The sequence below is a fragment of the Trichocoleus sp. ST-U1 genome (assembly GCF_039961835.1).
In the GTDB taxonomy this organism is placed as follows: domain Bacteria; phylum Cyanobacteriota; class Cyanobacteriia; order Cyanobacteriales; family FACHB-T130; genus FACHB-T130.
On record NZ_JAMPJZ010000014.1, the window covers coordinates 1 to 15,671 of the forward strand.

General features: G+C 47.0%; 10 protein-coding genes. 3 read left to right on the forward strand and 7 right to left on the reverse strand.

Translation table 11 applies throughout. The features are described from left to right. Window positions 1-110: 110 nt before the first annotated feature. Window positions 111-998, reverse strand: a complete 888-nt coding sequence (locus NDA06_RS07775; protein WP_190986748.1) for a hypothetical protein — start codon at window positions 996-998, stop codon at window positions 111-113. Window positions 999-1,032: 34 nt separating this feature from the next. Then, on the reverse strand, window positions 1,033-2,100 hold the full coding sequence (locus NDA06_RS07780; protein ID WP_190986747.1) for a restriction endonuclease: 1,068 nt from the start codon (window positions 2,098-2,100) through the stop codon (window positions 1,033-1,035). Window positions 2,101-2,515: 415 nt separating this feature from the next. Here NDA06_RS07780 and NDA06_RS07785 point away from each other — a divergent pair, with 415 nt between their 5' ends. Together NDA06_RS07785 and NDA06_RS07790 are read left to right on the forward strand one after the other, a co-directional pair. Then, complete coding sequence (locus tag NDA06_RS07785) at window positions 2,516-4,318, forward strand: ABC transporter permease subunit (RefSeq protein WP_190986746.1); 1,803 nt, start codon at window positions 2,516-2,518, stop codon at window positions 4,316-4,318. 382 nt (window positions 4,319-4,700) lie between these two features. Continuing rightward, complete coding sequence (locus NDA06_RS07790) at window positions 4,701-5,669, forward strand: polyphosphate kinase 2 family protein (protein WP_190986745.1); 969 nt, start codon at window positions 4,701-4,703, stop codon at window positions 5,667-5,669. A gap of 142 nt (window positions 5,670-5,811) precedes the next feature. On the opposite strand, the gene NDA06_RS07795 is transcribed toward NDA06_RS07790, so the two are convergent. Continuing rightward, entirely contained in the window at window positions 5,812-6,303 is a 492-nt protein-coding gene (locus NDA06_RS07795; RefSeq protein ID WP_190687890.1) for a hypothetical protein, read from the reverse strand. Window positions 6,304-6,656: 353 nt separating this feature from the next. On the opposite strand from NDA06_RS07795, the gene NDA06_RS07800 reads away from it, so the two are divergent. Beyond that, window positions 6,657-6,917 carry a hypothetical protein gene (locus NDA06_RS07800; RefSeq protein ID WP_190986744.1) on the forward strand — a complete coding sequence of 87 codons (261 nt, stop codon included), beginning with the start codon at window positions 6,657-6,659 and terminating at the stop codon, window positions 6,915-6,917. Between the two features lie 161 nt (window positions 6,918-7,078). Here NDA06_RS07800 and NDA06_RS07805 read toward each other — a convergent pair whose 3' ends face one another. The 4 genes from NDA06_RS07805 to NDA06_RS07820 form a co-directional block, all read right to left on the reverse strand. Next, on the reverse strand, window positions 7,079-7,672 hold the full coding sequence (locus NDA06_RS07805) for a hypothetical protein (protein ID WP_190437029.1): 594 nt from the start codon (window positions 7,670-7,672) through the stop codon (window positions 7,079-7,081). A gap of 63 nt (window positions 7,673-7,735) precedes the next feature. Then, window positions 7,736-8,773 carry an alcohol dehydrogenase catalytic domain-containing protein gene (locus NDA06_RS07810; RefSeq protein WP_190528484.1) on the reverse strand — a complete coding sequence of 346 codons (1,038 nt, stop codon included), beginning with the start codon at window positions 8,771-8,773 and terminating at the stop codon, window positions 7,736-7,738. A 191-nt stretch (window positions 8,774-8,964) separates the two neighbouring features. Beyond that, the gene (locus NDA06_RS07815; protein ID WP_347275937.1) at window positions 8,965-9,144 is read right to left on the reverse strand and encodes a hypothetical protein; all 180 of its coding nucleotides are present in this window, start codon (window positions 9,142-9,144) and stop codon (window positions 8,965-8,967) included. A gap of 759 nt (window positions 9,145-9,903) precedes the next feature. Beyond that, the gene (locus NDA06_RS07820; protein ID WP_199324202.1) at window positions 9,904-14,838 is read right to left on the reverse strand and encodes an ATP-binding protein; all 4,935 of its coding nucleotides are present in this window, start codon (window positions 14,836-14,838) and stop codon (window positions 9,904-9,906) included. Window positions 14,839-15,671 lie beyond the last annotated feature (833 nt).

The window sequence follows — 15,671 nt, forward strand, 5'->3', positions numbered from 1 at the left end:
ATTGAGTCCTCTGCTTCGCTTAAGATAATCCGAATGGGAGCAGGCATAGATTAATGGAAAACTTCGTTTAGGGGCTTTATGCCATCTTATATTTAATTAGTCCCAGCTACTTAGGTGTGGCACATATCTTCCCAAAGCAGGGAAAATCCCCTCATTCCCCAATAGTTACCATCGTTCTGGTTGGGATTGATTTCGCCGTACAAGAATGTCTCAATGGCTTCGTAAAGTCCCCAATAGTCAGCGTCCTTGTAATAAGTGTTCTTGTCTATGTTGTCGAGCGCTTCTTTAAGGATGTTGATGGTCTCTACGAAAGTGTCTTTATCAAAAATAGATTGGTTGCTAGTCAGGTAGTTGTCCTTGAAGCGCTGGGCAAGAAAACGAATATCCTGAGTGTGTGCTTTAATGTTCTCCGACACATCAGCTTGCAACTGCTGCACAATCTCATCGAGAATGTAACAATACAGATTCACTATGTCACTGCTTTCATAGCGTAACGTCGGACGCGGCAAATCCATCGCATCGACGTAAATTACATCGTCATCCAGGTAAATAGCACGATCTAAGTATTTGTGAATCTGGGAATAGTCAATATCCTCAGTGCGTCTAACTTTCTTTTGGATGGAGTTGATAGCAAGGTCATCGTAAGCTTCCAGCACCTGCTCAATCATTTTAATCTTGCTGTATAGCACACAAACTTCTCCTTCCTCGGTCTGCATACTAACTCCGCCAGAGGAAAGGGTTGTCTGATCTTGCTCTCGCTGATATTCAGATGTGTTTATTTTGAATCGACTGGTATCTTTATTGTCGCGCTCAAACTTGCCAAAGGTGCGGTACATCTTGAAAAAGAAATCTCGCACCTCGTCGAAGTCTCCCTCCGGAAAGTTATCAAAACCGTTTGGAAGACAGAACTCGAAACCATCTCCGGATACAGATTTACGGATGCCAACAAAAAAGTTGTTGGCACCTTTTACCAGCTTAAGGCTTGAAAAGTCAAACACGGATTGTAAAAAAAAAGAGGCTAGTATTTCCCATTTACGGTTTTGAGGCAGAATTAACCTTAAAATCCATTATTTTTTTGATGAAATCATTGTGCAGTTTAGTGAAATCTCCGAATGTGACAAGCTCATCTCTTTCCTTCTCCAGAAGATCCACAAGCGGTTTCTTATCCCGATTGAAAACGCTGTCCCATAGAAAGAACATTAACTTATTCTGTATCTGTTCAGTAGTGACAGGCTGTTTGATGAAGTAATAGCCTATCTGCTTGTCCTCAATCCCACGGACGGAAGCGTGATGACTTTTTATGAAACCATTAAGGTTTTTAATTAGCTCTCTCCAGTCCTTCTCCTCCAAAGTTCCCCCTTTTCCATATGTGGCAGCAGGAGGCTTACTATCATCCCAGTTAATGAATTCCCAATCCCAACGCCGCTTGAAGGCACTGTCCATAAAGTAAATGGAATTGTCGGAGGTGTTCATAGTGGCAAGGATTGAGAGATTAGGCGGGAGCCTTATTGTCTTATTCTCTGTATCTATTCCCAGGGGAGTAAATTTATCTTTTAAAGCATCAAAAAAAACAAAATGGCTGTCGCCGGGAAACTGAAATTTTAGGTTGCCATCGACCAGAGATATTGTTACTCCTATCAACTCGATAAATTTATAAAACTCAATTTCTGTAAGATTTACGCTATAACTTGACCATCCTGTATTTTCTCTGTCAAGCAATTGAAAATAAACGCCGAAGATTGAAGCAGAATTTCCTCGATTGATCTCATCAATAACTAATGCAACATTATTTACATACTTCCAGTTAATTTGCTCAAAACTTTTGGGTTTTGTGAGCTGAATGTTTTTGTAAGACCGTCCTAAAGCTTTGAGAAAATGTCCTTCATAGTAGTTGTACTCTACACTTTTTCCCGCCCTAGTAAGGGGAACCAGTTTTCCCATAAAGTCGCCATAGGTATAGTCTGGATGGAAAACCGTTTTGATAACATTATCCTTCGGATTCGTGATTTTTAAATCCTCCGGGATGATTGTGTAATCAATTCTGTGGCTTTTCCCGGTTCCGGGGCTACCAAATAGGATTTTCTGAATGGGGAGTTTCACGATCGTTAAGCTAATAATGACGAAGTTCTGTGTAGTTAAGTTTGTGTAGAGTACAAGCCAATGCCACGCCTTTGCCACTGGCTAGGTTCGGAAGAACTGACCTGTGACCCTGACACGGTACGAGGTGCGTCAAGAGAACTCTACTATTTAGTGTACTTGATGCTCTCAAGGGTTGGCTCAATACACGAGCTATCAAGATTGGCAAGAGGGCAAACTACCTAAGTTTTACATAAGCCGATAAAACTCTAGATTAGAAATAACAAGATTTATGGATTAGATATATGGCAGCGACAGAGGAAGGGTATTGACTTAAGGGGCAATTAAACAGCGTTAGCTACAAATTTACTAAGGTTCTAACAGAAGACTTATGGTTATGTCAGTGCCCTTTAAATAAGAGAGGGTTCTTGCCTTTGATATGCAAAAAACTTTAAATCGCCAACTAACTACTCTCCCTCAGCGCCCCTCACCGCTTAACTGGCGTACTGTGTGGGGATTGCTGTTTGTCGCATCCCTCATTTGGTCGTTGCACTTAGCGGGCGTATTCCAGGGAGATTTAATCAACGAAGGCGGCTGGAACCTTGTTTGGCGCTTTATCACTGCTACATTCTCACCCGATCTCAGCCTGGAATTTCTCCAACTCACTCTAGATTCCACCCTGAAAACCCTCGCTTACGCCGTGTGTGGTACTTTCTTCAGCGTGCTAATTGGGTTAGTAGGGGGTGTTTTTTCTTCTGAGATATGGTGGCAATCTGTCTCAAATTCAAAACTCAAAACTCAGACGCGATCGCGCGCGTTTCTAAAACTCAAAATTCAGCCTCCTTGGGTGGTAGTACGAGGACTTTTAGCAATCCCCAGAGCAATTCACGAGTTAATTTGGGGATTATTTTTCCTCAATATTTTTGGACTCGATCCCCTAGTAGCCGTGCTAGCGATCGCAATTCCTTTTGGTGCGATTACTGCCAAAGTCTTCTCGGAGATTTTAGACGAAACCCCCCGCCAGCCACTCATGGCACTCCTCAATAGCGGCGTTCCCCCTCTGAATGCCTTTGCCTATAGCTTGATTCCCCAAGCTTTTCTAAATCTGCTGTCCTACGCTTTTTATCGGTTTGAGTGTTCGATTCGTTCCGCCGCTGTACTGGGGATTATTGGTGCAGGTGGACTGGGGTATCAAATTCTCCTCAGCCTCCAATCTCTGCGCTATGAGCAGATGTGGACGTTTTTAATTGCCCTAATTTTATTAAATGGTGCTACGGATTTTTGGAGTGCTTTGTTGCGCCGTCGTTTGGGTGCGCCGAGTCGCCTGGATTTGAACGTCCTGAATCTCCAAGGGCGCAAACAGCGGTTTTATCAAAAAGATCCAGTCGTGCAGGTGTCATTTCTGGGCGGCATTGTTTTAGTCATCTTCTCCTTCTGGTACGTCCAAGCTGATTTCTCAAAACTTTGGGCACCGCGAACCGCACAGCGATTGGCAGGAGTGTTTCAGGATGTCTTCCCACCGGATGGGAGTCAGCTAAGTCAACTATTTACCCTTTCGGCCCAAACCCTTGCCATGTCCATCCTGGCAATGGCTGGGGCTGGATTAGGTGGCATTCTATTATCTTTCCCAGCAGCGAATAATTTCCTGTTGCCAGGAGGGATTTTCGATACTGGCAGAAGATCCAGCAAACCCCCCTCATCAAAGGGGACAGCGACTCTAATACCCGCCTTTTTAAGGGGGGCTAGGGGGGATCTACGAGCAACTGCTGTACTAATTTTTAGCCGCTTCCTACTGCTATTTGCTCGTGCCGTCCCCGAACCTATTTGGGCGTTAATCTTTCTATTTGTATTGTTTCCAGGGATCTTACCGGGAGCGATCGCCCTCGGTTTACACAACTTAGGTATCCTAGGGCGTCTGATGGCGGAAGTAACGGAAAATCTAGATGAACGTCCCTTGCGATCGCTTAAAGCTTTGGGCGCGACTGGTTCCCAAGTCTTCCTCTACGGCGTCTTACCCCGCACTTTGCCCCGCTTTATCGCTTATATCCTCTACCGTTGGGAAGTCTGCATCCGCGCCACCGTCATCGTCGGATTAGTGGGTGCGGGTGGATTAGGTCGCTTGCTCGCGGAACAACTGAGTAGCTTTGACTACAAAGGTCTCCTAACCACTCTAATCGTCTTTCTCGCCCTCACTTTTATCGTAGATATGATTAGTGCCTCAGTACGACGGACATTAAGGTGATGCTGAGGAAAACTCAACCTTTACACCGTCAGACTGATGTAGACACCCGGTAAAAGTTCAACACTGATAATGTAACAAACAAAACATTTCCCAGTTACACCATCAACTCAGATTGATGGAATAAATCGTTTTCTTGCGGAATTTTACATCACTTTTGAATGTATTTACGGTGCTTATCTAATTTTAAAGAATCTCTAGAGATGAAAACGGAAATAGCAGCCTGATATCCCTTATGGAAGCATTACCCGTCTGGTAAATAACCAAACCGAATAGGCAAAAAATTTCATGAAAATTTCAAAATTTACAATTTACCAGACGTTGTCAAGTCCATTTTCTGAAGATTAAATGTGCTGCTGTGAAAGCTTTTTAATAAGGAGATACCATGAGCCAATCAAGCAATCTACCAAACAATAGTTCGACAACTACCGATGCATCTACAGGAGAAGAACATAAGACTCAACAAGCGGCTGCAAAAGCAACAGCCAAAGTTGCTTTTGAAATGGCACCCGAAAAAATTGTCGTTGACTCTCCACCCCCAAAACCCAATTATCCCCACTATCGCGTTCATCCTGGAGAGAAGTTTGTCTTAGCATCTGTCGATCCGAATGCTTCGGAGGACTATAAAAATAAGAAAGATATTGAACAGGAACTGCAACATCAGCGCCAACGCCTTCAAAATTTACAAGAACGTCTATATGCTGAACATCAGCGCAGCCTACTCATTGTCCTGCAAGCGATGGATACAGGAGGCAAAGATGGCACCATTAAACACGTATTTGGTGGTGTAAATCCGCAAGGTTGCCAGGTTTGGTCATTCAAAAAACCTAGTGAAGAAGAAGCAGGTCATGATTTTCTCTGGCGTTATCACCAGCGGACGCCGTTACGAGGGATGATTACTATCTTCAATCGCTCGCATTACGAAGACGTATTAATCGTCCGGGTGAAACAACTGGTACCAGAGAATGTATGGCGGGAGCGCTATCACATTATTAATGAGTTTGAGCATATGCTCACGCTTAATAACATTGCGGTAATCAAGTTTTTTCTGCACATTTCTAAAGACGAGCAAAAACGACGGTTACAAAGTCGTTTAGAAGATCCAGATAAGCATTGGAAATTTTCAAGCAACGACTTGAAAGAACGTCTATTTTGGGATGAATACCAGAAGGCATTTGAGGATGCAATTATTAATTGCTCGACTGAGTATGCCCCTTGGTATGTGGTGCCTGCTAACAATAAGTGGTACCGCAATTTAGTTATTGCTCGTACAATTGCTGACACTCTTGAAGCAATGAATCCACAATATCCAAAACCAGAAATGGGCTTAGAAAGTATTTTGATTTCTGATTAACTTTCTTCTATCAATCTCCTATTATTATTTTACCAGAGTGATAGAATTGCGTGAACAACATTTTGAAACGAACGCAATAAACGAAACAAGCGAAATAGCTCTGGTTTTGGATTGGTGTAGCGGTGCTCTCTTGGCTTTAGGCTTAGCATCTGGTAGCTACGACGTTAGCGCGATCGCTTGCTGGCACGCCACCCGGCTCAATTGCATCAATCTTAGCCTTAACCAGAGCGATCGCTTCCTGTAAATCTGCTTGTCGCTTCAGTAAAATCTCGGTTTTCCCAATGACTGGATTAATGGCATAAAGATTCCAGTTGTTGTCAGAATCTTCATAGGGTTTAACGTGCCACTCTTGATAGATAAAATCGTCGCATTCGACGCAAACTAGCTGTTGCATCATCCGGTCAAAGCGAACGCTGTCCTCGTTGTTAGGAACCCAATGGCTTTCGTGATTACTCAAAGCAATTAGAGATTCGACAAATGCTACAGCTTCCTCGTATTGCACAAAAGCCTTTAAGCTGCGATATGGATTGCCTTGCGGGTTCCAAATTTCCAGATGATGCCCGTAGCGTCCCGGTACGATTTGGTAAATCCATCCGTCAAGCATTTGTGCAGTGTAGTCTTGTTTGCTGCTCATGAATACACCTTCTATCAGAACCCAAAAATATCAGGTCTTCTCGTTGGTTAGCGATTCCTAGTCTTGTCGCTTTATCCTGATTTAGCTGTGTTGGGATACCATCTACTCTAGCGACCCTCGGAGAGAGTTTCACCCCCACTGTTGGCAGTAGCCGCGAAGAACCAGAAAACAAAATCAAGTTTTGGCGTGCATCTCCCTGATTTGCAGGCGGGAGAGGAAAGCGATAGATAGCGTGAAATCTGGTATATTTCCCGTTTGCCGGACGCGATCGCATTTGTTATACTCGCACCGTTTATTCGGAAATCCGAGTAATTAGCCGTATTAAATTAACAGGAAATTCTAGAAATTCACCGATGTCTGAAGAACCAAAATCACAGGGATGGTTTCATACCGTTCCGGGCATTATGACCGCAACTGCTGCCATTCTCACTGCTGTAACCGGCTTGGTTGTAGCGCTAAAGCCAGCGGAAGTTCCAAAGCCATCACCAGCCGCATCCACTGCGCCATCGATAGAGGCACCAAGCCAACAGGTATCGCCTCCTGAAAACACTGGCACTACACAATTTGATGGCAACGGAAAAGGCAAGAACAAAGATAAGGGTAAAAATAAGTAGTCCTTGTAAACGACCAATGCCGCTACAGATTGCACTCACGATTTAATAGAGACGCAATAAATCGCGTCTCTATTTTTTTAGGTCGGTCGCAACTAAATTCAGATGACAAATTGCTAATTTTTGAATTTAGTTAATCATTAGCAATTTGCCATTCCTATAATTTAGCGATCGCGCAGTTCCGTCTCCAACTTGTCTAAATCCTCTCTCAAGAAAATGACCATTTGACCGTTATACGCCTTCCCTTCCTTGGTTTGGGCAATTTCCATCCAGTAGCCAAATCGCTCTCCTAAGCGCAGTTCACCCTGTTGAGCCGCCAAAAGCGGAAGCCGCTGCCGACGAGCTAAGTCTACAGTTTGTGGTGTGGGATATTCGTAGACAATTCGGGAACGGTCGTAGTCTTGATAGATATCTGGGCCATAAATTACCCGCAGCGATTCTTTTAGACGTTGTGGCGTAACGCCATTAACCATGTCAAAAAAAGAAAAGCGTTCGCTGCGAATCGTGCCCCGATCTTTAAGAAAAGTGACTCTGCCGGGAGGAAGGACAGTTGCGAGAAAAGTAAATCGCTGGGCGGCTGTATTGGTCTTTTGCACTAATAGCCCATCCCCTGTAGAAGGTCGAAGGGTGGGATTAGAATTAATCCAGGCAATCACTTCTTCTGTTTTCTGTCCGGGTAGGGCGTCAGCACTTTTCGTGGCTCCTAATGCTAGTAAAATTCCCAATGACAGAACTGACCAAAATTTAACGCTTTTCATTTAGACCTTAAACCTGCAAACACACTTCACCAATCAGCACCCTGTTCTTAGCTATCCCTATTCTTAAGATGCCATGCTGGGGTCGATAGCAACCTTAATTACCTTACGATTCTTCATATCTTGGAACACTTGCTCTAAATGCTTTAAAGGCTGATGTTCGCTGATGAGCAATTCCAAGGGGATGGCGCGACTCGCCAATAGAGATAAAGCATCTCGTACATATTTTGGGGTGTTGTGAAAAACGCCTTTTAGAGTGAGTTCGCTGTAGTGGAGTTGTTCGGTATTGACGGTGATGGTGGTATCGCGCGGACATCCCCCGAATAGATTGACGGTAGCACCCGGACGGGCACACGCGATCGCACTCTCCCAAACTGCGGGTACACCCGTCGCTTCTATCACCACATCTGCGCCCCAGCCGTCGGTTCGCTCTTTTACCGCACTCGGTATATCTGTCAGATGATGATAATTAAACGTTTCTACAGCGCCTAGCTTTTTCCCAATTTCCAGCCGTTGGTCATTTCCCCCAAAGAGCAACACCGACGCCGATTGATGCGCCAGTACCGCCACAAACATTAGCCCAATTGCCCCATCTCCCAGCACCACAACGCGATCGCCCGACTTTACATTAGAACGTGCTACCCCATGCAGCACGCAGGCTAACGGTTCAGTCATCGATGCCAAGGCATCGGGCAAGTCATCTGGGATGGGCAACAGGTTGTGTTGCACAATCGGGGCGGGAATTTTTAAATACTGTGCGAACGTGCCGTTATTCCACGTCAAGTTAGGGCAAAGAGAATATTCTTGACGTTGACAGAAGAAACAATTCATGCAAGGAGCAGAATTATTAGCAACGACGCGATCGCCCACTTGCCAACCTTGGACTCCGCTTCCTACCGCCACAATCCGCCCCGCTGCTTCATGACCAAACAAGGTAGGAGGCTTCAGCATCTTTGCATGACCGCCGCGCCGCCAAACCTTTAGATCGGTGCCACAAGTCGTTGCCGCAGCCACTTGAATCACCACCTCACCAGCAGAGGGTGTAGGGTCAGCGACCTGTTCTAGGCGTAGATCCGTTTGTCCGTAAAGTACCGCTGCCAGCATGATACACTGCCCCTAACCGAGTCCAAGCTGATTTTATCAGGGCAGATGAATTTTGACGCCTGACATGACGGCAAATTGGTTTCCAGGTTCAGCTTGGGAACAGTAGCACCAGGCTGAAAACGGACTTTTCAGTTTTTCTTTATCTAACAGTTAGGTATTTCTTCCTTCCCAAATAAGGGAAGGGAACTGTTTTATGGTTTCACCAGTTTCAGAGAAAGCGATCGCGCTCCCTGAACCGCTTGATGAAGTGGAAGTGTTTGATCCAGGGCTACAGGCAGCATTTCTTGTCGGCATGAAGTACAAAACCAATAAACCCCATTTTGTCGCGCATGACGTAGAAGAGGACTGCCGCAACAATGGCAAGTATTCATTCGCATTTTATTAAACTCCTTATTCACAAAAAGTACACCCCTGAAGCCTTGGTCACTCAAGCGAATGTATAGGCGAACACAATCTGAAAAAATAAATTAACTTTGAGCTTCCCGAACCTTAAAAAAAGATGTGGTTAATGAAACTTTTTGGTTGCGAGATGCTAATGCCCTAAGACCGAATATTAAGCGTGTTGACCGCTCTGATAAATAAAGATAGAACTGAACATAGGTTTTGTTCATCTATCCTGGGGATCATCTCCTGGTACGGTATCCGGACTCCGGGGGGCAAAAATTTTTAGCAGGTGTTTAACCTGGGTAAACCAGATTAAGCTCATGGCAAGAGGTTTCTAAGACACCTGCACTCACCCCCCGACAAAGGAAGCTTTAAAGAGTGCGAATCATCGCCTAAATAAAACAAAAATAGAAGAAAATTTTGATTTTCCCCCCTCGTCTTTAAACCGGCACTTGACACACCCAGGTTTCTAGAAAATCTGTCGCAACAAACTTTACCGACATCTAATATCTACAATCCTCTGCTATCCTCATCCAGATAAAAGAAAATATATATAGCGCTCCTAAAGAATTCCTAAAGCCGAGATCCCCGACTTCGAGATAGAAGTCGGGGATCGGAAGGGCTGGCTCACAACTTAAATAGGATTGCGATAGCAGTCGCTTGAGTGAAATACATTTGAAACTTTACTCCTAATCCCTCACCAAAAAGCCCAGAAGGGGCAGTATTGAACCACTAAGCAAGCAGTCTTAATTTGCATTCTTGATGAGATCGACGATCGCTGCAATTAACGCGGCTGACTCGATCGGCTTAGAAAGGTGCCGCTGGAATCCGGCAGCGATCGCTTGTTGTTGATTTAGTTCCCCCACATACGCCGTGAGAGCGATCGCCGGAATCTCACCACCTTGCTCTGCGGGCAACCGTCTCACTTGCCGCAACAGCATATACCCATCCATTTCGGGCATCCCAATGTCACTCACCAGCACCGCTGGCTGAAACTGAGCTAACGTGGCAAGAGCTTCCGCTGCTGAACCGACAGCCACAACCTCTGCCCCTTCCTGTTCTAAGACAAAGGCGACATACTCGCGCATATCTGTCGTGTCATCTACCACTAACACTTTGATACCTTGCAAGCCTGAGAGAGGTTTGGACTCGCGAACGATTTGAGGAATGGTTGAGTGCTGCGACATCAACGGAAATTTCACCGTAAAAGTGGCTCCCTGCCCTTCCCCAGCGCTATCTGCACGAACACTGCCACCGTGTAATTCAACGATTTGACGGACGATCGCTAAGCCCAATCCTAATCCACCAAATTGTCGAGTCGTGGCGCTATCAGCTTGGCGAAAGTATTCAAAGACATAGGGCAGAAATTGGGGGAGAATCCCTTTACCTGTGTCGCTGACCGTAATTTGAGCTTCAGCCTCTATCTGCTTTAAGCGAATTTCAACTCGTCCTCCTGACGGGGTAAACTTGACGGCGTTGGATAACAAGTTCCAAATGACTTGCTGCAAGCGACCTGAATCGCCTAAAACTTGCCCAACCTCTGGTTCCAGGATTGTTTGAATTTGAATCGATTTGGCGGCGGCGGCTAACTGCACTGTTTCTAGTGCGGCGGTGATGGTGGTTGCTAAATTGACCGGATCGACATTGAGGCTGAGTTTGCCTTGGAGAATTCGAGAAACATCGAGCAAATCATCAATGAGCTGCACTTGCAGTTTGGCATTGCGTTCGATGATCTGTAGGGCATAAGTCGTTCGCACTTGATCCATCTTGCGGTTTTGCAGTAGCTGAGACCAGCCCAAGATCGGGTTGAGAGGCGATCGCAACTCGTGAGACAGTACGGCTAGAAACTCATCTTTAATGCGATTTGCCTGTTCGGCAGCTTCCCGTGCGGCTTGTTCTCGTTGCAGAATTTGTTCTCGTTCGATTTCACTACGCTTGCGATCGCTAATATCTTTGAACAGTACGGCAACTTTTCGGCTCTCCGGCTGCCCAACGCGGAACGCATAAACATCGAACCAACGGTTCATCACTTGGGAACCATTCTCGAAGCGAATGGATTCACCTGTTAGGGCGACTTTGCCGTAAATCTCGTACCAGTGCTTTTCAAGATTTGGAATGAGCTGACGCGCCGTTTTGCCCGCTGCCTGTTCGAGTCCCGTTTGTTTCCCAAACGCCGGATTAGTCTCCAAAAAGCGGTAATCGATCGGCTTGTTATTTGCATCAAACTGCATTTCGATGAGGCAAAAGCCTTCGTCAATGGACTCAAACAGCGTTCGATAGCGTTCCTCTGATTGGCGCAAGGCCACTTCTGCTTGTTTGCGCTCGGTAATATCGACGAGTGCGCCAGGAAAAGAAACAGGTTTCCCTGCTGCATCATACTCAACTCGACCCCGTGCCGTTAGCCAACGTTCCTCACCACTGACAGTCCGAACGCGGTACTCAGCAGCATATTCCTCACCTGTGTGGATCGCCTGCTCAATTGCAACTGAAACGCGAGGACGGTCTTCCTCGTGCATGGAGTTGATAAAGAACTCGATCGGCAAGCCTTCTGATGTCGCACTCACCGGGTCTACAGCAAACAGGCGAGCAAACGCAGCATTGACCCTGACGCGATCGCCGGGAATACTCCAGCGCCAAGTGTAGACGGCTCCTGCTGCCAAAGCAGATTCTAACTGCACATGGGCTTCTCTCAGTGCTAGTTCAGCTTGTTGGCGTTCGGCTTCAATGCGCTTCGCTTCCGTAATATCCCGTGAAATAGCAAGCAGTTGCACCACCTGTCCCTTAGCATCTCGCACCGGCGTAATAATGATATCCCACCATTTCGGTGTGCCCTTGGTGGTAGGGCGATAGCCTTGAAATTGAGAGATGTTGCCGATTTTGGCAGCAGCGATCGCGGCTTGGGCTTTTTCATAATCTTCGCTCTCCCACAAATCAGCCCAGACGCGATAAAGGATAGATTTCGGCTCGTCGATTTCTAAAAGACACAGCCCACCAGGATTGATGTAGAGAATTTCACCGTTCAACGCTAAGACTTTGATGCAGTCAGTACTGCTCTCTAGAATGCTTTGCTTTAGCTCCTCACTTTCTCGCAAAGCTTCTTCTGCTTGTTTGCGCTCGGTAATATCCGTGCAGGTACCAAACCAGCGAATGACTTGACCGTTTTCGTCGCGCATGGGTAGGGCGCGGGTGAGATGCCAACAATAAATTCCATCTGCCCTTCTCAAACGATGTTCGATATCGTAGTTTGTGCCCATTTCAGTGGATTGAGTCCACGCCTCAATAGTCCGGAGCCGATCGTCTGGATGGAGTGTGTTTTGCCAACCGCTCCCCTGGATTTGCTCCAACGTCAATCCGGTGTAGTCAAACCAGCCGGGGCTGTAATAATCTACCCAACCGCTGGCATCAGCCGTCCAAACCATTTGGGGAATAGATTCAGCCAGGAAGCGAAAGCGCTGCTGACTAGCTGCTTGGCGCGATCGCCCAAGTTCTATATTGGCAGCAACGCGGGCAAGCAATTCGCGGGTGCTAAAGGGCTTCACCAGATAATCATCGGCTCCAGCTTCCAGTCCTTCAATTGCCGATTCTTCTCCGGCGCGAGCAGATAGCAGCAAAAATGGAATTTCGCGAGTTTTGGCATCAGCTCTTAACCGCCTGAGCAACTCAAAACCATCCATTCCTGGCATCATCACATCGCTGAGGATCAGGTCAGGCACACGATTATATACGGCAGTTAGAGCGGTTTCGCCATCTTTCGCCATTTCCACCTGATAAAACTGGCTGAGGAGGCGGTGCAGATAGTCGCGCATATCGGCGTTATCATCGACTAGCAGAATCCGGGCGGTAGCTGTCGAGATTGGAGCATCTGAGGTTCGTTGAGCGTTTTCTGCGGTCTGCAACCTCGGCGCTGCATTTTCTTCGGGTAGCCAACCTAAAGCTTCTTCAACATAAGGAATTGCACCAAAAGCGGTGGAGGCTTGGGCGCGGCTGGCGTGAATGTCATCACTCGGCAAATGAGCCGTTCCCATTGGCAGCCGCACAGTGAAGGTACTGCCCCGACCCAGCGTACTGTCAACAGCGATCGCTCCACCTTGCAAATCCACGAGTTCCTGCACCAACGATAGCCCGATTCCTGTACCTTCAAAGGTGCGTCCCCGTGCGCCCTCAACGCGATGAAACCGCTCAAACAGTTTGGGAAGCTCGGCGGCTGGGATACCCGTCCCCGTGTCGCGCACCATCAGTTCCACATGGTCTCCGACCGGACGCAGAACCACCGCAATTTCTCCTTCAAACGTGAACTTAAAGGCATTCGAGAGCAGATTCAACACAATCTTCTCCCACATATCCCGATCTACATAAATCGGTTCTGGCAAGGGAGGACAATCAACCGTAAGTTGCAGTCCCGCTTGCTCAACGGTAGAACGAAATAGACTCGCTAATTCAGCCGTATAGGTTGCCAAATCGGTTGGCTGGTAGTTTGCCTGAGTGCGTCCGGCTTCAATGCGCGAAAAATCGAGCAGGGTATTGACGAGCTTCAGCAAGCGCTTCCCGTTGCGCTGCACCAGTTCGAGTTGCGATCGCGCTTTGGTCGGAATGTTTCCCTCTAATTCGGCTAGCGTCTGCTCTAGCGGCGATAGCATCAGCGTTAGGGGAGTACGGAATTCGTGGCTGATATTGTTGAAGAAGGACGTTTTGGCGCGATCCAGTTCTGCCAGTGCTTCGACTCGCTGGCGTTCTTCTTCAAACGCGCGGGCATTTGCGATCGCATTCGTGACATTGCCTGCCACCAAATCAAAAAATTCTCGGTACTCATTCTCAAAGGCTCGATGGGGATTGATTCCCAACACCAAAAACCCAACAATCTGAGGTTGTCCCGATTGGGTCACTGGCACAACCCAGGCAGCAGCAGGCGACTTGTCCCAGGTGCCCTTCGGTAACGCCCCGAAGCGAGTTCCTACATCAACAATAACGGCTTGCCCAGTCTGATGAATTCGTCTCAATCCCCATCCGTCATTGTCTTGAGTCAGGTCTACGATTGCTGGCGTTGCTGAGGTTTCCGCCTCGAATCCAGCCGTTTCAACCAGAGTCGCTTGCTTGCCATCTGCCGCCACTCGATAAAGCAGGGCAAACGGAATATCGTGAGCATTGGTGGCTAAAGCCTGAATTGCCGTTCTACAGGCAGCTTCAACCGTCTTGGCTTGAGCTGTTTTGCTCGCCAGTAAGCTTAATGTTTGTAAGCGGCGATCGCCCAGAACCCGCCCGGTTGTCTCGCTGACGATGCAAAAAACGCCGCCGACTTCCCCGCTCTCGTCCCGCACGGGGTCATAGGATACATCAAAGTAAGTTTCCTCGCTGTACCCGTAGCGATTGAGAAAGAACAAATGATCTCGCGCCCAGAATGCTTCTCCACTCGTGACAACTCCATCTAGCAAGGGTTTGAGCGCGTCCCAAACTTCGCTCCACAGCTCACGAGCAGGGCGACCCAGCCCCCAAGGATGCTTCGATGCCAAAGCAGGGCGATAAGCATCGTTGTAGAGCGCGATCAATTCAGTTCCCCAGAACAGGCAAATCTGAGCTTTTGAAGGCAGCAAAATGCTGACAGCGCTCCGCAAACTTTGGGGCCAGTAGGTTACATCTCCTAAGGGAGTCTGCGACCAATCGAGCGATCGCATCAAATTCCCCATTTCGCCGCCTGCAACAAAAATGCTGTCAGCAGCCCTTCCTTTGTCTGCAAATGTCACTGGCGCAACTCCTGCTCCTCGAAATACCTGGCTAGTCGTCTTCGACCTGTTCCCCCATTATGATTGCAGCAGTGTTTCAATCTGCTTCCAACCGAGTGGTAAGGGGCACGTTCGTTTGTTTTCCCATCGATTCACACTATGGAACGATACCCAAGTAGCGTTGCGAACTTTTCCTGTGAAAGTTCAAGCCGCGGGCGAGTCTCGCGGACTAACCCCGCCACCTCTAGCTGTTCAAGTGTGGTTCTTGGGCACAAATCCCTCTATCTTAATGCGTAAAATTGAACGATAGCCGGTGCGATATCCTTCCATCTATTAGCCAGAATGGGGCTAGTTTCTCTTCATTCTCTTCCCCTCCTAGTCATTGACAGAAAGGATTTTTATCACTACGTAACTGTCTTTGAACAGGTCAATTTTCACAGGCGATCTCTCCCCGTACCATCTAATGCAGGCGACCCTGGAGCGGAAGAATGCTGCTTGCACAACCAGCCGCTATCTGCACGCTGATTTAACCTCCATTCCACAACCTAAACTGCCATACTCCGAATTTTCGACATTTAAAAATTTTGGGCTTGCGATCGCAAAACATATTTACATTTTTTTGTATCATAAATCACCTTTGTTAGATAAAAAAACCGAAATAACCGATTGTGACAGTAGGGGGTGCAGAATGTGCGATATATCTGTAAAGCTGGAAAATATAGGTATCCTTTCCCAATACCCTGCCCGAAAAGGGAAAAGATGCGAGCTTAACTTGCGAATCCATTGTTAGCCCTAAG